Source organism: Anabaena cylindrica UHCC 0172, assembly GCF_034931625.1.
Lineage (GTDB): Bacteria > Cyanobacteriota > Cyanobacteriia > Cyanobacteriales > Nostocaceae > Anabaena > Anabaena cylindrica_A.
Window position 1 is genome coordinate 24,296 of sequence record NZ_JAYGGY010000107.1, and the last position, 18,777, is coordinate 43,072.

14 protein-coding genes and 2 pseudogenes are annotated in these 18,777 nt (G+C 40.2%); 9 read left to right on the forward strand and 7 right to left on the reverse strand.

Going from position 1 to position 18,777, the window contains the following annotated elements; genetic code table 11:
- Nucleotides 1-43: 43 nt before the first annotated feature.
- The 9 genes and pseudogenes from VB713_RS24045 (at nt 44) to VB713_RS24085 (ending at nt 11,107) form a co-directional block, all read left to right on the forward strand.
- Nucleotides 44-3,826 carry a tetratricopeptide repeat protein gene (locus VB713_RS24045; protein WP_323314025.1) on the forward strand — a complete coding sequence of 1,261 codons (3,783 nt, stop codon included), beginning with the start codon at nt 44-46 and terminating at the stop codon, nt 3,824-3,826.
- Complete coding sequence (locus tag VB713_RS24050; RefSeq protein ID WP_323314026.1) at nt 3,789-4,430, forward strand: 4Fe-4S single cluster domain-containing protein; 642 nt, start codon at nt 3,789-3,791, stop codon at nt 4,428-4,430. Before VB713_RS24045 ends, VB713_RS24050 begins: the two co-directional genes overlap by 38 nt.
- 499 nt (nt 4,431-4,929) lie before the next feature.
- Complete coding sequence (locus VB713_RS24055) at nt 4,930-5,895, forward strand: hypothetical protein (RefSeq protein WP_323314027.1); 966 nt, start codon at nt 4,930-4,932, stop codon at nt 5,893-5,895.
- A 413-nt stretch (nt 5,896-6,308) separates the two neighbouring features.
- Nucleotides 6,309-6,488 (forward strand): annotated as a pseudogene (locus tag VB713_RS24060) (IS5/IS1182 family transposase); the annotation flags it as partial.
- A 103-nt stretch (nt 6,489-6,591) separates the two neighbouring features.
- Nucleotides 6,592-6,765 (forward strand): annotated as a pseudogene (locus VB713_RS24065) (Tn3 family transposase); the annotation flags it as partial.
- Nucleotides 6,766-6,874: 109 nt separating this feature from the next.
- Complete coding sequence (locus VB713_RS24070) at nt 6,875-7,726, forward strand: ParA family protein (protein WP_323314028.1); 852 nt, start codon at nt 6,875-6,877, stop codon at nt 7,724-7,726.
- A gap of 179 nt (nt 7,727-7,905) precedes the next feature.
- Nucleotides 7,906-8,370, forward strand: coding sequence for a hypothetical protein (locus VB713_RS24075; protein WP_323314029.1), 465 nt, complete (start codon nt 7,906-7,908; stop codon nt 8,368-8,370).
- Nucleotides 8,371-8,828: 458 nt separating this feature from the next.
- Nucleotides 8,829-9,848, forward strand: coding sequence for a tyrosine-type recombinase/integrase (locus VB713_RS24080; RefSeq protein ID WP_323314030.1), 1,020 nt, complete (start codon nt 8,829-8,831; stop codon nt 9,846-9,848).
- A gap of 506 nt (nt 9,849-10,354) precedes the next feature.
- Nucleotides 10,355-11,107, forward strand: a complete 753-nt coding sequence (locus VB713_RS24085; RefSeq protein ID WP_323314031.1) for a DNA-binding response regulator — start codon at nt 10,355-10,357, stop codon at nt 11,105-11,107.
- Nucleotides 11,108-11,287: 180 nt separating this feature from the next.
- On the opposite strand, the gene VB713_RS24090 is transcribed toward VB713_RS24085, so the two are convergent.
- The 7 genes from VB713_RS24090 to VB713_RS24120 all read right to left on the reverse strand — a co-directional run.
- Nucleotides 11,288-11,563, reverse strand: coding sequence for a hypothetical protein (locus VB713_RS24090; RefSeq protein WP_323314032.1), 276 nt, complete (start codon nt 11,561-11,563; stop codon nt 11,288-11,290).
- Nucleotides 11,564-11,705: 142 nt separating this feature from the next.
- Nucleotides 11,706-12,149 (reverse strand): type II toxin-antitoxin system VapC family toxin, encoded by a 444-nt coding sequence (locus tag VB713_RS24095; RefSeq protein WP_323314033.1) that lies wholly within the window; start codon nt 12,147-12,149, stop codon nt 11,706-11,708.
- Nucleotides 12,150-12,156: 7 nt separating this feature from the next.
- Nucleotides 12,157-12,447 carry a DUF2281 domain-containing protein gene (locus VB713_RS24100; protein ID WP_323314034.1) on the reverse strand — a complete coding sequence of 97 codons (291 nt, stop codon included), beginning with the start codon at nt 12,445-12,447 and terminating at the stop codon, nt 12,157-12,159.
- A 379-nt stretch (nt 12,448-12,826) separates the two neighbouring features.
- Nucleotides 12,827-13,249, reverse strand: a complete 423-nt coding sequence (locus VB713_RS24105; protein WP_416242479.1) for a putative toxin-antitoxin system toxin component, PIN family — start codon at nt 13,247-13,249, stop codon at nt 12,827-12,829.
- Complete coding sequence (locus VB713_RS24110; RefSeq protein ID WP_015214243.1) at nt 13,236-13,457, reverse strand: hypothetical protein; 222 nt, start codon at nt 13,455-13,457, stop codon at nt 13,236-13,238. Before VB713_RS24110 ends, VB713_RS24105 begins: the two co-directional genes overlap by 14 nt.
- 251 nt (nt 13,458-13,708) lie before the next feature.
- A complete protein-coding gene (gene mobV / locus VB713_RS24115; RefSeq protein WP_323314035.1) occupies nt 13,709-15,592 on the reverse strand; it encodes a MobV family relaxase in 1,884 nt (627 codons plus the stop codon).
- Nucleotides 15,593-16,344: 752 nt separating this feature from the next.
- A partial coding sequence (locus tag VB713_RS24120) for a Tn3 family transposase (RefSeq protein ID WP_323314036.1) occupies nt 16,345-18,777 on the reverse strand: 2,433 nt, incomplete at its 5' end.

Here is an 18,777-nt window from a genome sequence, read left to right on the forward strand (position 1 = left end):
TATCATTTCGATAAGTATACCAATAACTAGTAAGGAGAGAATTATGTCTAACAGCGACGAACAAAAAAAATATACTGAGAATTATACGACGGAAAAAATAGGAGTCTTTACAAAAGATAGTACTGTCAATATTGAAAAGCTTTTTGTGGGACAATCTTCATCTTCCCAACCTACAACAGGTATTCCCAATAATGTTCCCCGCAAGGAAATTACAGATTTTGTAGGACGTGATGCAGAACTCATATATCTCCATGAGCAACTGATGCAGCCTAATCAAGTTTCTGCGTTCGCTCTCTACGGCATAGGCGGTGTAGGGAAAACAAAGTTAGCTACTAAATATGCAGTCACATATCTGGAAGAATATAGCGGTGGTATTTGCTGGCTATTATCTAGAGATACAGATGTGAGCGCACAAATTATCAACTTTGCTCGCTTTTCTCTCGGCATTGAAATTCCCAAAGAGGATATCAAGAATCAGCTTAATTTTTGTTGGTCACATTGGCGTGAAGGTAAAGTGTTAATTGTTTTTGATGATGTGACTGATTTTTATAGAATTCAGCCGTATCTACCCCCTTTACAACCGCGGTTTCATGTATTAATCACCACACGCTTGCAATTTGGCTTGTCTGGAATCAAGTTTTTAGAGATCAAAGTTTTGAGTGAGGTTGTTGCGTTAGAACTATTGAGGTCAAATCTTAAAGAAGGGGATATTCGTATCGAAGAAGAAATCGATCAAGCTAAGGAACTTTGTCGATGGCTCGATTATTTACCACTAGGTTTAGAGTTAATCGGCCGTTATTTAGCACGGAAAGAGGACTTATCTCTATCAACAATGCTCCAACGATTGTACAACGAAAAACTTAGTCAAGAAGCTATTAACGAGAGTAACGGTGAAAGAGGTATTAATACTGTTTTTGAACTTAGCTGGCAGGAGTTGAGTGAAGATGCAAAAATGCTGAGTTACTTTCTAAGTCTATTTGCTCTGGCTCCTATTCCTTGGTGGTTAGTCGAACAATTACAGTTCGAGCAGAAACCTGACAATATAGAGAACCTAAGAGATGACTGGCTGCTTAAATTTAGTCTTCTGCAACGTCAAGAGCGTGGCTTCTATCAATTCCACCATCTCATTCGTGAGTTTATTCAAGGTAAGCTCAATAACTTAGATGATGCAGCAGCTCTTAAAAAGAGTTTCTGCTACGAAGTGGCAAATTTAACAAACCAACTACTTGACGGAAAAGCTCCCGACGCAATAGAAACTACTTCAACTATGATAATTGTTGCTCACATTGAGGAAATGGCAACAACTCTGTCCTATCAGATGGACGATTGGGAACTATATAGTTCTCACAGATGGCTATTGTCGATCTATACTTATCTAGGAATTTATACTCAAGCTGCTTACTGGGGTGAAAAATGTGAATCGGAGATGATATCCCGTTTTGGTAGAGAACATCTACTTGGGATTTCCAATCAAGCTTTTCTTGTTAATGTGTATGTATTGCAAGGAAATTTGAGAAAGGCAGAACAATACCTAGTTGATCTCCTGGCATTATGTAGAAAATTTTTTGGTGATGAGGATAGCTTTGTAGCTCATATATTGAGCGATCTGGGTAGTTTGCTAGCTACTCAAGGACATTTTGAAGAGGCAGAGAATTACTGTAGAGAAGCATTAGCAATACAAGAAAAAATACTTGGTGAAAACAATCCTGACATTGCTCTAAACTTAAGTGCTTTAGCAAAGGTCTGTCGTATCCGAGGGCAGTATGCAGAAGCTCAATCCCTCTACGATAGAATATTTAATTTTGAATCGTCGCAAAGCTTTATTGCTAATTCTCCTTTGGTAATTATCGAAATTTCTACTCTTTGGTTAGAACAAGGGCTTGTCGATGAAGCAGAGCAGATATGTGATCGAGCTAAAGAGGTTGCAGAGAATTCGTTAGGTAATGAACACCCCATATATGCCATGTGCTTAAGTGAACTGGCAGGAGTATATGTTAAACAAGGTCGTCATCAAGAAGCAGAACTATGTTGCAAAAAAGCGATTGAAATCAACGAAACAAAAGGCAACACAATGCATCCTACTCATGCTATTAACCTGAAAAATCTCGCTTTGATTTATACTGCACAGGGTCGTCATGAGGATGCAGAAATACTCTATAAGTTTGCTTTAAAAATACAGCAAGATATTTTTGGGCAAGAACATATGCAGATTGCCGAAACTCTAGTTAACTTGGCTATAAATTATCTTGCCCAAAATGAATATAAACAAGCAGAACCGCTATTATTACGAGGGCAAGAGATGTACAAATCTACATTAGGTACAACTCATCCCCAATATAGTGAACTCCTGTGTATTCTGGCAAATGTTCGTTTCCAGCAACAAGATTATGAAAAAGCTGAAAGTCTATTTCGTGAAGCTATAAATGTGGTTGAAGAAGCCCTGGGTACAACTCATCCTAAAGTTAGTGAAAAATTATCCAACCTAGCTTACTTTCTCATTAGTCAGAACCAGGACGGCGAAGCACTACCACTTTTCGATAAATCGCTAAAAGTAGCTAAGGAAGCATATGGAGAAGATAATCCAAATGTTTGTCAATATATTCTTTCTATTGCTGAAGTATACCGTTCTCGTGGTAGGGAGAGTGAAGCAGACTCTATGTATGCTCAGGCTATAGGTATATATGAACAGGACGATAAAATTAATCCCGATTTTGCTGAAGGATTGATGAACCTAATTGAATTGTATGAGTCTCAGCGTCGCTATGAGGAAGTGGGCGATTTATATGAACGACTCTTAGCAACAAGCAGAAGATTACTGGGAAATGATCATGCAAATATTGTTCAAATTCTGAGCAAACTGGGTAAACTTCGTACAGATCAGTGGCGTTATGAAGAAGCAATTAAACTGTATGAAGAGGCATTAGAGATGAGAAAACGTATATTTAACGAAATGCATCCTAGTATTGCTACTAACATGGTTAATCTTGCATATATTTATCAATCGCTCAATCGGTTTGCCGAAGCCCAAGAATTATATGGTCAAGCATTAAACATTAGAATCCATGAATATGGAAATTCTCATTATCAAGTTCGTTTTGTACAGAACGCTTTAGTCAACCTAGATATTTCTTGGAGTAAAAGTAAGAAATATCTTAAAGAAGCACCTGCAAATTTGTTATTAGAACCTCAGCATAGCGATAAAAAAATAATTCCCAATTTTAGTGAATCGGAGCAAAACAAAAATGAAGAGCAAATTAGCGATCTCGTCGAAGTTTTAAATCAAGAAGTTGCCAATGAATCTAAATCTGTGAAACTTAAAGCATCAGAAATAAAAACGTTGGAACGACAAAAAGCTAAAATTGAATCTGAATTTATTCAGCTAGATGAGCTACATAATAGTATTAACAGGGAGATCGAAAACTACAAACAGAGACACCAAAATAAGCAATCAAATATCCTAATTGCTGCCAACGAGTTAATTAGTTTAACTCATGATGAGCTAGAAAAGCTTTCTGAACCACTGTCTGTGGTTCTTAGTGACCTTGAACAACAAAGAAAAGAATATCAGCAAACATGGGAAAAACTACAAATTGCTATTCAACAATTTAATAAATATAGAGAAGAAACAGACGAAATATCTGTTCATCTCCATACTCACTATCAGGCAGATCAGCAATTGTTGGAAAAATTATTACCTCTAGATTCCCAAAAAGTAGAGAGTATCCTTAAAATAATTTGCGATCGCCTAAGTGAACTAGACCAAGAACTTTCTGATGCACGGACTAAACATGAACGATCCCAGCAGAAATCAATCATCACTTTCTAAGAAGCCTCTCCTCAACATTGCGGAAATTTGCCCTGCTACACACACGCTTGGTCCAGGGCAACGTTTTGTTATCTGGGTTCAGGGATGCTGCTTCAGTTGTCGCAACTGCATTTCTCCAGAGTGGATTCCTCAAAAACAAGCCATATTAGTCGAGCCTGTGCAACTTGGTGATTACATCCTATCAGTTCCTTGTACAGAAGGTTTGACTGTCTCCGGCGGAGAGCCGATGCTCCAAGCATCTGCCCTGAGCGAATTATTTGCCCATCTTCGTCAACGTTTTGACATTTCTATCATTTGTTATACTGGATTCACACTTGAACATCTGCGAGCAAAGTCTAACCCAGCTATTGATCAAGTGCTGACTCTCATTGATGTGCTTATTGATGGTCAATATATCCCAGAATTAAACGACAATCAAGGGTGGCGTGGATCTTCTAACCAAGTTGTACACTTTCTTACACCCCGCCACTTAAGTGAAGCTAGTCTGTTTACAGAACGTAAACGGGATGTAGAAATTCATCTCTGTAATGATTCAGCTTTAATGGTTGGTGTTCCCCCACACCGCTTTTATCCCTACTTCAAGTTAGCAGTTGATAGTGCCTGATGTTTTTTGGTTAATTCCTCACCGTTACCATAGTTACCTTTAAATACGGGTCGGTTAAGTTAAATGACTGAATCATCACCTAAAATATTTAAGCCTTTCTTGGGGTAAAGACAAGAATGCCATTGTCTAGACTACATGGATGATATTTTTTGTCAATGCGTAAGTCCTAGAATATTAGCCCTTTCAAGGTGGTGAAATTTGGAACAAAGATTGGTTGTTTCAAGCTTCAAAAAACCCAAAATATGAGCGAAAGGTTCAAGATGATAGTAATGAAATGAAGTATTAATGAAGTATTTCCGTTAGTCACCTTGAAAGGGCTAGTCCTAGAATATTAAAAATATCTTTCTATTACTTTTCGTCTGCTACCAAAATCTTCTTGTATTGTAAAAATTATACTTGTGAGTCAAGAAATATTTAGGAATCGCAGAATCTACAGAAGTCGATTCTGCCAAATGCTGATTTAGTAAAAACGGAAGTTTTAACAAAGGAGACAGCGCAGATGAACGATGAGTTAACCCCTCCAAAAGGAGAAGAGATAGATGCTTTATTATCCGACCTGCTCAAAGAGGTACAAAAATGGGAAGGAACTCTCGCTGGCGGTACAAAACTAGGTGTTGGGGCGGAAGCTGTTGACAGCCTGTTTAAAACAAAGGTTAGCTTTGGCAATCCTCAAGATAAGTTAATTCGCCTCACAGAGGAGACATTTAAAAATAGCGGTACTGTACTGATTGACATTTACAAGCAGCAGATGCGCGACCAGTTCGATTTTTATTACATGAGTTTCACCGTAGATTTACGTCCTGAGCGAGGCGCTCAGTTTTGGCGGTTAACCTGCGAGCTAGATTTTGGGACGGAGGGAAGCAAAGAGCCAATTATTCAAAGCCTATTCCCATCCGATAAATGGCGTTCAGTGATGAGTTTTGGTGTAGGTATGGATGTGGGCTTGGGTGGTGACTTGGAATGGAGTATAGGAATCGATAGCTCTCAGTTAGCTCAATTATTACCATCGATTCCCGATAATCTGAAAGCAAGCGTGTCAACTAAGGATAATTTAAAGGCGTTTCTTGCTGTTCCAGCTTACGACTATCAACTTGGTTACTCAGAAATTATCACTAACGGTGAAGGTAACTCTCTGTGTTACTGGCGTATTAATGATGATAATTTACAACGAATTGGGACAGCAAAATTTGCAATTGTATTTAAAGTGCTCAAGGGAACTGATTCGATAACTGTGCGGGGTACGGTATGGGCTGAACCAAAGATGAACTGGTTAACTTCTACTTTAGAAGATGTAGCTACTGCCTTGTCTGAGCGTTTTCAGAGATTGTTGGGACAAGGGGATGATGCTGCAAGCCAATTTGCCCGTGGTGATGCCGAGTTATGGAAGCTAACCCTGCCGCCATGGGGTGCAGCCGGGATACCTGCAAGTGCGATTCGTTCTGGAGAAACTGAAACCCGGAGATGACTCCAAACTCCTCCGAGAATACATTGATAACTTCTTGGAAACAAGAGGATTAAAAGTCAAAGAAGCCAAAACCAAAGTTGCACATATACTTGAGACGGTCATAACTTGCGTTTTTACATCCATATATCCCCTTTAAGCCCAGCATCAGACCATTCATGGTCGGGTGAGAGTCCGAACAGCGGGATAGACCCGACTTATTAGGTGTCAGATTAGGAGCCGGATGCAGTCAAAGCTGCACGTCCGCGTTCTGAAGGAGAGGTGTCTCCTGGTAACAGGAGCATCGACTCTAATTAGGGCTTGCTGAATAAACACGAAACCAGTGTAAATCAATGATTTGAGGGAGATAGAAGGTGAAAAAGGTGCAAGAAAAAGAGTTAAAATAGGTAAAACCCCTTGCATCAGGGCGTATTAATATGTATAGAAAAGCGCAAGAACAGGAAATAGCACCAGAAAAGTTTGAACTACCCTTTGAGGAGCAACTAGCATCAGATAACCGTTGGGTAATCATGGCGAAAATGATACCTTGGTCGGAATTTGAATCAGAATATGCAGCCATATTTTCAGAAGAAATAGGCGCACCAGCCAAAACATTTTATTTAGTCAATTCTTCTCTTTCCTTGGAATGACTTTTTCAGCAAGCCCTAATTAATTGGGAGGGGCGGGAGATCATACTCCCCCTCGACCTAACTTTACCCCAACTGGCATGATTTAAAGTTGTATCGTCCTACTAAAGAGTCTCGTTACCATCATATTGATGGTCTCTTTTCTGATGTAGTGGATTGGGATTTGATTGAGACTCATTTGCCAGATATGTTACGAGTTGTTCTTTCAATTAAAGCGGGGAAATTTCCCGCCTCAACCATTTTACGATAAGTCTTGCACTTTTGTACAAAAGCACAAAAGCACTTTAGTTTAAAGAAACAAAAGTATAGTAATATAATTATAGAAAACTTTTTTTGTATTTATATGTGATTGTGCTATGAGAAACACGCCAACAGTTGTTACCTTGGGTCTAGCTGGAGGACAGGGGAAATCGACAGTAGCACTGATGCTAGGGAGATATTTAGGGAAATTAGGAATTCCCGTCTTGTTTGTCGATGCAGATCCCCAATCAAGCTTGACTAGTTTTTTGGGGGTAAAAGTAGATCCCAATACGCCAACACTACTGGAAGTTTTGACTCAGCCAGAGGAAAAAACACAAATTATTGATGCCATTGCCCCAGTCCCAGACGGACAAATAGGAGAACGCACCATTAGCAATGCCAACTTGTTTTTGATTCCTTCCGATGATGGACTTGAGAGTGCTAATTACAAACTGGCATCTAGCGGACTCAGCTTATTTATCCTCAGAAATCGCCTGCAACCAATCATCAATAATTTTGGCGTGGCAATTGTAGACCCACCGCCAGAGAGGTCGCATTTAGCACAAACATCCTTAGGGGCAGGGGATAAGTGGGTAATTCCCGCAGAATCTAACGTCAAGGGAGTGCAATCACTCTTGCGGACATTAGAACTAATCAAAGAATTTAAACCAGCACTACCCTATGGCGAACTGCTAGGCGTAGTCCCATTTCGCGCTCGCTGGACTGGACTGCATCCGACAAAAGCCACCCAATCCAGCATTGATACCATGCGGCAGTTAGTGAAAGATGAATTGATGTTGCCCCATATATTAGAGTCAGATGTCTACAAAAATGCTATCAATTATCGGGTTAGCCCTTCTGACTTAGGACAAGCATCACTTGAGTATGCGATTCAGATTTTAGCACAACGTTTAAAACCAGCCTTGCTAGAAAAATATGCCAAATTAATCCCCACAGAAATAGCTTAATCATAATTACTAAAAGGCAGAACATCAGTAATCCTGCAAAATTGTCCATCTTTTCGATGGCTACAGTTACGCATTTTAAGATTCACAGCAGTTTAAACCGCACCCTTTGGGATCTTGCTACGTGTCGTTTCTCTCTCTTTCTCTAAAGCCACTGAGTTTCCCACTTACCGAGCATTTTTATGAGTAATTTAAACGAGAACGTTAATAACATGGATATGTTAGAAGAAATCCGCCGCAGAGCCACTCAACCCACAGTGCCAACAAGACAAGATGTACTATTACAGACCCAGCCAATTACTCCAGATACTCAAATAGAAGAAAACTCTACCGTTAATAATCAAGGGTCAGAACTAAAACAACTAGCCGAGAAACTAGCCAGCTTTCCCGAAATTTCCCCACGTATCCCTGTCAGATTAGAAGTGCCAATAAAAGAAGAACTAGACCAACTTTGCGCTCAAGAGAAAATAACTATTGAAACCTTATTAGAGGCTTTTTATATCACCTGCAAAGACAAAGATCCCGTGATGAAACAAGTCCTAAAAGAAGCTAAAAAAAGACTGAGAAATCGCAAAGAAGCAGGTAACATTCGCTCCAGCATTACTCGTTTAACTAACTTAACTAACTTAACTAAAAAACAAAAATAGCAGGATGCTTGTGACGGATCAATTGATAGGTTGAGCAAAATCAGCTTTGCTGTGAGGTTAATAATTTTACTTCCTTTCACTGGGAACTCCACCACCCTGTCTCAATCCCGGATTTCTCACAAGTTCTCTCACCAGAACACTGCGCTTATTAACGGAGATGGTGTATACAGAATACAAAACAGTGGTAGAGGTAATAGCAATGGCTGATAAATTAATCCAGGAGCGTGGTAAACACATTTCTGCCAAGGTTTTGACAGATTGGAAAACAAGTTTACAGAAATATAGTAACTGATATCAACTTCGATATCAAAATAGGTAAATACAGACATAGCATTGCCAAATGACACCTGACAACTTCCGCAAGGAGTATTTAGTTATTTCGGGAATGTTTTGACCTGTTGTTTTATGATAGACGTTATTGGAAACATACATTATCACGAACGAACCAGTGAGGAAAAATGTCTAATGATCCACGGATGGGAGAAATTATCGTTCCTCAGTTGGAAGCGTGTTTTGATGCCAAGATTACTCGGTATTTTGACGCGCAGCTAGACCAAGACCCGGATGTGTTGGCGCAGTTGTTGGCGGATAAGCGCAATCCCAATACCAAAAGGGCGTATGAGAAGGATATTCGGGATTTTTTCGGAAAAATGACTCTTTTGCCGCCATCTACTGATAGTGTGCTGGAGTTTCTGCACTTGCAGCGAGAGCAAGCGGTGATGGTGGTGCTGAAATATAAGGCGATGTTGATTAAATCTGGGGTGCGGGAGGCGACGATTAATCGGCGGTTGGCGGCGATTAAGTCCTTGGCGAAGATGGGGCGGAAGTTGGGGGTGTGCAATTATTCCCTGGAAGATGTGGAGGGGGAAAAGGTAAAGGCGTATCGTGATACGCGGGGTGTTGATACTAAGACGATAGCCAAGGTGATTCAGCAGTTTGATAGAGAAACGTTGATTGGTAAGCGCAATTATGCAATTTTTATGGTGCTTTGGGGTTTAGCGTTGCGTCGTCATGAAGTTTGTCAGTTAAATGTGGGCGATTTTGATTTTTATGGTCGTAAGTTACGGATTTTAGGCAAGGGTCAGGGAACGAATGAAGAGTATTTGGATATGTCCAAGGATGTGGGCATTGCCATTGCCCAGTGGTTGATAGCCAGGGGGGATGTGCAGGAGAATTTACCGATTTTTACGGCGTTGGATTTTCATAATTCTGGGCATAGATTGACGGCGGATGGGATCTATAAAATTGTGTCGGCGAGTTTTAAGGCGGTGGGGGTGAAGAAACCTATGTCACCCCATAGGGTCAGGCATTCAGCGATTACAGCGGCGCTTGATGCCACTGATGGGAATATTAGAAAGGTGCAGAAGTTGAGCCGTCATGCTGACCCGAGAACGTTGATGATTTATGATGATAACCGCAATAAAGATTTATGGGAAATGTCGGAATTGTTGACAGGGATGTTAAATAATAAGGAGTGATGATGAGAACAGGTATAGGATTTAAGGATGAACAGGATGAAGTCTGGGATTTGATCACCAATTACCTTTTTCCCCATTAGGGACTTGCAATTTAATAATGTACCAATCATTTATGACTTTTCTCTTTTATATCAATTATCCGACTGGTATTTTATTTTCACGCTAAGTAGGTAGACACTAAAAAACCAAAGTATGCAACGAAATGTAAATTTGCCCAAAAACCTCTTCCCTTCTGCCTCCTGCCTTGTCTCAACGATAAATATTTATGCCCACCTACTTAGTACAGCACGGCGTAAATAAACCAACCATTCCAAATCTCTGAAAAACTTACGCTGTATTCGTTTTGACTTTTGACTTCCGCCTTGCGGTACTAGTCCCTTACCAGCCTCAACTAGATAACTAGCAACTTGGGTTAGTAGGGTTTTTGGAGTACGAGAATTATGTTTCTTCCAAAAGTGGATGCTCCCGAAAATGTGATAGCGCAGCTTTGTAGAAAGTAGTAATTTATGACAGCAACACAACAACAAGAAATCCTGAATTTACGGGCATTGAATTTAACACCCAAACAAATAGCTCGAAAATTAGGTATCAAAGTATCAGAAGTTAATGCAGCGATTCAAAATCAAGCAGAGCAAACCACATTAGATAGATTAGCTTCAGGAGAATTAGACCCCATATATCAGTGTTTAGCAAGCGAGAGTCTTATCCAATTGTTACCGAAAATCTCATCTGAAAACAGCATCGAAAATCTGCTGACAAAAATCATAAGAGTAAAAAACAATGACGATATTAATCGTGGTTTAGGATTGGTAGTGATTGCCAGGGAAGCTCGATACAATCAAATCACACTTTGTAGTTACCTTTTAGATATATGGTGCTTGGGTGTTAAAGATGCCATGCCACCACGTACAGTAGACAGGATAAAGTTTAAAGAAGTTGTAGAAGCATTATTCAATCTGTTTCCCGGAAAACCACAAGAGGTTCCCCTTGAAGTTGCCCAAGGGATGATATTTAGTGCTTGCGAATACGCTCTAAGCTTAGGATTTCAACCACACAAAGACTTTGAAAAAACGCGAGCGCATATTGGAGAATGGGATGGGATAATACGTATTGAATGTGGTCGTAACGGGAAACCATTCTATGTCAATGGTCCCCACGATAACCCCACAAAAATTATGGAAACATTGAAGAAAAGCAAGGGTGAAGGTAATTTTGATTTTATGATTGGTTCAGCCCCTATTGAAGATGATTTTTGGTAAATGCAATTAATTTGGGGCTGTTCTATAAACTGCACAAAACTGATCTCAGTCATCTGTCCTGGGTCCGCATTAATTGAGCGATACCTTTCCTGCGGTCCGGTAAGGGATACGGTGAGCGTAGCTATCGCTCAATTGAAAGGCTCATTATTTCTCTCCCTAAATGTGGGGTCAGAATTGATATTATCTACTTCTGACAGTTTTAGATATTTCCTTAACTCCATTTTTATCTAAACTTTTATCTCCCTGTTTAAACTCATCTAGTAAATTATAAAAATATTCAAACCCTGCCTTTTCATCTTGACAATAAACCATAATCATCTTCGCCCAAGAACTGACGGTTGTTATCCCCAACTTCTGCTGTAACCAAGGCTGAAACTCACCATAAAAATCATCATCCTCCTGAGTGGTTTCAATTCCTAACTCACTACGGGCGCATTCATACCCCACCAAAAACATAAATAAATCGCTCACCTTTATGACGACCAATATACATTCCTGGCTTAGTTCTCACCTTTTCTAAAATCTGAAAAACTCCACTCATTATCTTTTCCTCTTTAGCCAAGCTGTTCATTTACCTTCACTTCTCTTTTGTGCAGATTTACAGCCAAGATTCAACAGATAATGGTCGTACTTGTATAATACGCTGAAAGTCACTGTCTGCTGAGACGACAGTGAGACTGTGTTGTAAAGCTACAGCAGCAATCCAGAGGTCATTTTCATCAAAGCCTAAATCAGTGATTTTCGTTTTTCTCCGCTTGCTTTTTTCTTTCGGTGCAAATTGATTGAACAAAGCGGCTTTCAGTTGTCCGTAGATAGTAGCAGTAAATCCATCAATACTGTAAATGTATATACCCTGTAGAAAACGGTGAATCAGAGCTAAGTTACTTTCCCTGCGTTGAGAACGTTCTGCCATATCTATCAGTTCACCTTGAACAATGACGCAGGTTGTAATTAAAGAATTTTCCATCTCAGCAAGGTGACGAAGCACATTGGCATCACCGAGGATTGCCAGGCTACAGTGATTTGTATCTAGTAGGTACATTGGTACATTATTCAAAGGGGTTATCGTCATCAAATTTGGCCTTGCCACGAGTGGCATAAACTAGCTGGAGGCACTCTTGTAAATCATCACCTTCCCATTTACCAATCGTTTTCAAGTGTTCTAGGAGTGAATTACCTGTGGAATTTACTCTTGTGTGAGTAGGTTCTTCAGCTACTTCTACTTTGGGCTGTGTTTGGGTTTCCTTGGCTTTGAGAAAGCGTAAAAAGTCTAGGGTTTCAGCCAGAATGCTATCTGGAGTGGATTCAATTTCTTGGAGAAGTAGTTCTTTGAGCATCATTCTTCATCTCTCCTCTACGTGATAGAACATTCTTGAATAGCTGCATCAATCTTCATTATGACAATAGTTTCTTTGAGGGCTACCAAAATAGGCTATATCTACTGAGAATTTATTAGCCGGTTGAGCCACATTCCATACTTGCGCTTTGCCAATTTCTTCATAAGCTTTTTTAAGAAAACTATGCAAACGCTGCTGACCCAAAACACCCAACTATGTTACCACTGCTTTCTTCAAAAACGGGTTCCTGTGTCATTGCTGTTTCTCCCTTGCTACTGCATCCTTATAGCGAAGTCACAAGTCACACTAAGTCATATAATTAATACACTATTTCATCAATTTTTATTTCTAATTTTGTGGTGTCTATTTCCTGGTTTGGGGTTTAATTTGAAGATAAACTATCTAAAAACTGACTAGGTGTAACAATCAAGATATCTCGAAAAGGATGCAGTTCTAACAAGTCTTTATCTCCTGTGATAATATGAGTGGCATTTCCAGAAATGGCTAATTCTAAGAATTTATTATCTTTAGGATCTCGACAAATATCTATTGTTTCATTAATTGTGATTAATTCTGTTTCTCTGGCTAAACTGGCTAAGAAGTCTTCACGAATTTCTTTCGATAGATAGCGGTCAAATTTTGGACGACTGAGTACATCAATTAATTCTGATAAAATTTCTGCTGAAATTAAGATTAATCCGTTTTGTTTGGCTTCTCTAAAAGCTTGCATTGTCGTAGATTTAGAGAAGATTAATGCACTAACAATTACATTTGTATCAATTACGAAACGGTTAGTTTTCATCATTGAGAATTGATTCTAAAATCTCTGGGGTGATTCCGTTAGCAATGGCTTGTTGACTCGCTTCTTCCATGATATCTAAGAGTGGTTTTTGACTGACTGCTTTTTGCAGCATTATATTGAGAAATATTTGGATTTTTTGCTGTTTTTCTGGTTCTGCTTCTCGGTACGCTTTGGCAATTTCTGGCTCAACTTGAATGGTAATGTTTTCCATGATAAATTACAAGTTAATTAGTCTTTGTTTATTATAGCAATTGCCAGTTATTTCTGTTTTACACTATCCTGAATTATTCTAATCTCTTCCTCTGTTAACCCATACAATTTATACACTATTTCATCAATTTCTCGTCGCGTGACCACTTTTGACCCAAACTAAAATTTAAGCAATTATACTTATTAATTTGTATTTTGAAAACTACTTTTGTAGTAGAAAACGAGTGCAATATTGTGATTCAGCGATACTGCTCATAACTCCAGTTCAGACTCCCGTTTACGCTCACGTTGTCGTTGTTGCTTTTGTGGTTGTTGATACTCTCGTTCCCTCTGTTGCCACCGTAGTAGTGCCAACAATTCCTCATGCCAATTCTGCGCTTGTGGTTTAACTCTAGTAGCTTGGGGTAACAATTCACCTATAGCACCTGCTATCTCATCTCCAGCAGCATTGTTATCATAAGCACAAACTAATTCAGGGATATCTGGCAATAACTCCATAGGTAAACCCCTGGGACTATCTACAGTCATGTACATTGTTCTTTCTTGTGGTACTCCTCCTGGTAGTCCTCGGTGTCTTTCAACTTCCAACATCGCAAAAGACAGCACATCAAGGGGTGACTTCAACAACACCACTTTTTGAATTTCATCAGTAGGTTGTCCTCCCCACTGGAGATAAAACCAACCATCACTGCGTTTAGTACCAATGGCATATCCTGTAAAAACAGTAGCATTCCCTGTAAAAGTATTGTCTTTTTCTAAAGTATTATCTTCTGCTCTTGTCCCCTGCAAAAACGCACCTTTAGTTTCACCATTGAGGTTTTTCAACAAAAAAACTGCATTTTGTTTATCATCAGCATAAACCCACCCCTGCTGATATAGTTCTTGCACCAAATCTTGAGGCAATCCCCGGTTTTTAGTTAAATAGTTGTGTACTAAATGCCAGTTCGATTCGTCCGGTACTGGTGGGACAAACTGTGGTGCTTGTTCCTCTTGAACAACCTTTTGCGCCTGTTGCCTAGTATAGTGAGTGACAGCCATCTGCATCCCATCTTCACCAAATCGGTCATTTAACCAGATGCAAGCCTCTTTAAAATTGCACCCATTAACGTGTTTCACCAACGCCACAGCACCAGGACTAGCACTAGTTTTTTGGGAGTTGGCTGCAACATTACCTATTTTCTGAGTATCGGCTGCAAGGTGACTCCATTGAGAGCCATTTATATAGATAATGTGTTTACCCCCTTTCCAGCAGCGATAGCTGCTAGTGTCTTGATCTAGTCCCAAATGCCAAGCCACATCTTCTAGGGGCAAATCACTTAATTTTTCAACCTGCTGCTGCAACTGCTCCTTGGACGCTTCCAGTTCCTGAATCCTTTGTCGCAGAGATTCATTTTCCTTCACCAACCTTTTAGCAGTGCGCTCCATAGAACTCTTACTCTGCACTGCCCTATCTCGATCTGCTGCCTTAGCCCGCATCTGTGCAATAGTTAGGTCAGAATTAAGGTCTTTTCCTGACTCAACTATGCGATAAAAATCCTTAATGTCCTGGTGTTTAGCTACACTACCTCGAATCCCACGCTCTAACCCCAGGTGCTGCACAGATGCAAAGTAGCTTTCTTGAAAATCTCGCATCTTCTGCCGACCATCAAAAAAGTGATTGCACCGCAGTTGCCCGTTTTCATCCAGTGGCACAAAATAAGCATGAATGTGGGGTGTCACTTCATCCAAGTGCAATTCAGCCCTGACAATGCGATCGCTATATTCCTCCTCTAGCCACTGTCGAGTTCCCGACAACCAATCAGCCAACCTCTCATCTTGATAATACCCAGCAGCCGTGGGGTCAAGCGGTCGAAAGTAACTAGGAGAAGCAGTCAGCAAAATCTCCACACAGTAGACCGCATCAGTGCGAATTTTCCGCTTCTGCTCATACTGCCCAATCTTCGCTAACACCAAATCCTCTAACTTTTCCTCTCTTTCAGTATTGCCAATAAACCTAATATTTTTCTGATTGGGGTCAGCATTGAGCGTTTCTCTCTGCCTTGAAGTGTGGGCTGCACTCCCAGCAATATTGGCTCGTTTCAATTTTTTCACTCTGGCGATGGCGTAACTGGCCGCCGTAGACATCGCATCAGCCATATCTCCAACCTCCTTTCATCTCCGTTCCTCACGAAACCCAGAGAGGCTACAACAGCCATCCGTAGAACACAACGCCGACTCAAACCTATCTGCGTTCTTTCACTCACGAGCAATAAAAACCACCTGTATCACCAACTCAAAGGCGATGAAAGCCATCCTTTCGACACGCGCCGCAGACAATAACAAGACAGGAGCAAAAATCTCCAAAAAGCTTAATTTATCGAACCGCCAAGAACATCTAGAAGAATTCGCCGAGTGTGCGTAAGTCCTAAATAAAAACCATCTACAAGACCCCCCAAAAGGTATCATAGGTATTCGTTAACCCCAATTACAGTCCGTAAAAAGCTATCGACTGACCCCAGCCTGCGGCTTTTTGAGCGATCGATTCGGAGCGCTTCGCTAACGTGCAATCGTGTCTGAAGGACTCAGCGCAGTGCCGATAGCGCAGCATTAAGCCATAGGCAATCGCTAAGAAGATTTCCAGAATAGAAATTACCATTGGATTGTGAGTGAACCGTATGGGTAAACGGTTGTTGGCCTTCCAATTGGTAAGATTATTTTTAGAAATCACCTAAAAAAGCCTACCTCTGAACCTACTCATAGGCTTTTTGTGCCAAACACAGCCAGTAACTTCCTACAAAAACCTCGCTCATTGCCAAAAACCTAAAAAACCGTAGTAAGTACAACTATTTTGGTATTGAGCCGAGATACGTGTAAAAACCTACAAGATGGTCTGGAAACGCTTACTGTATCTACATTTCAAAGATTTCTGGAGGGAGATTAATAGCCGCCTCCAAAGGTTGAGGAATATTATGTAAATTCACCACATAATCACCGTATCTTTTGATATGTCTTGTAATATAAGGACTCAAAGCAGCAAGGTATCGCATTGGAATCACCTCACCCTGTGACATCAACGTTTGAATCGCCAACGACATATCCACAGTATTCTGCAAAATAACCGCACTCGCCACCAAATCCAAATACTTTAACCGCTTTTCCTGCTCAATCGGGTCATTCTCAGTAATCATCCCTTGCTTACCAAAAAACACCCAATCCAGAAAACCATTGTACATCTCCACAACATTTGTTACCGCCGTAATTTCCCGTCTCAACGTAACATTAGAAATATAATCCAGCAGAAACATAGTCCGTACCACCTTACCCAACTCTTGAAAAGCTTGATAAAGACGATTTTTCCGACTGTAGCTCCCCAACTTACGTAACAGCGTCGAAGGCATCACCTTACCAGCCTTAATTGACAGCACCACCCGCATCATGTCATACCAATGAGTCTGAATTAAACTCCAATTGACAACCCCCTTAAACAGTGGCTCAATATGCTGATAGCTCACATCTGCACCAGGACGCACAAAACTAAGATCCTGCCAATTACGGATACGTGGCATCAACTTAATACCCAGAAGATAGGAAATAGCAAACACAGGTCCAGATTGACCTTGAGTATCTGCGTGCAACGTATCTGGCTGAATATCCGAAAGATTTTTCAACAACCCATCCAAAATATAAACCGCTTCCCAAACCCCACAAGTAATAAAATGAGTAAACAAAGCAATGTATTTATCCGAGACATGATGATAAGCAATACCACCATAGCCACCGTAACGGATATGATATTCACTGTGTAAATTATTCTCGTATATCTCAAACTTACTACCATCTGCCGCCGCCTTTTTCCCCGTCCCCCAACAAGAAGGTAAGCTAAAACGGTTATAAGCATTAATAATATCCCGAATTGCCGCTTCAATCTTGGCAGCACTAACATGGCGACGATTGGTATAAGAAATCTCATGGGCAGTCACCATACCCCCCGAATGACGAGCCATTTGATTAGGTCCGAGATTGCAACCATAACCAAAAGTAGTAAAAATATAACGTTCCCCAGGCTCAGATATTTTGGCTTCACTTCCCGACATTAAACCAAAATGTCTAGTCCAATTTAACCAATGCTCAACATTGCATAATATATCTAAAATACTCCGTTCCGGCATCAGCGCCCGGATTTTCGACTCCAATAAATCTACCTCTGGAGGTTGGGTAAATGATGGCGGTTTCTTTAATACAGGGTTGCCTTCCTTATTAATTGTAAATTGTTTATCGACAGCACAAATATTATCTACTTCAAAAGCAACTTGTGTTAAACATAAGCGTAAATGTTCGACAAAATCCGTTGGATTAGCCGGAAAACCAATTAAGTCACAGTAATCTTTTATTAATGGTTCACATTCGACAGGACTTAATAATTGTTCGCGGAAATCTGCGTAGCTTTCCGACCCCACAACACAGGCATCTCCCGTTTTAAATTCAGTCGCCAGATTGGAAAAGATGCAAATTTCTAATTGCTGACGTACCAAAACCTCAGTGCCATCAATTTCGGCGACAACTAACGCCCGCCAGTTATTACTAATAAAATCCAAATTAATATCAAAAGTTAAATATTTAGAGCGTTTGTGTTCATGCTCCAACACAAATTGCAAAGCTTCAATAACTGATTCATCCGCAGAAGTAGAGAGAATATCTAGAGAACGCACTAAACTAAACAGTGCTTTGCGGTTGGCAGCATAAAACCGCCACATCAATGGTAAATAGTTGTTGGTATTGTATGCCGCAATTTCATCTAATTTTTGCATCAGCAATTCTGCCCCACCATGTTCATCCAAAATTGACTGCACCTGTTCTCCAAATACAGCATTATCCTGAGTTTCCTTGGCTTGTTTGGATGCTTGTAATACTTGTCCCAATGTCGCTAACAACTCTGATGTTTCTGTCAGATGTTTATCCCGGAGTTCCTGCAATCGCAGTTTGGCATTATTTTGAATCTTCAGAATACGTTTAATAAACATCTCGACTAAATAATCACGAGTTTTTACCTGTACCTCGTACAATAGACATAATAGCAATGTCCGCCGTTTGGGTAAATTAATATCTTGAAATTCCGTGATATCTAAAGTTCTAGCATAAGCAGCAAAATGTCTAACTTTGGTAGGAGTAATATTTTGTAGTAATCGCTTGGCATCTCCAAAAGTCATGAGCATATCAAACTTGTTTTGCAGGAGTTTCATCCCATTTAGTTTGGCACTTTTAGGTGGCGATTTTAATAAATTCAGGGTGGCATTTTCATTATCCTCCTCATTGTTTATCACCACGAGTAATTGGTCTAAATA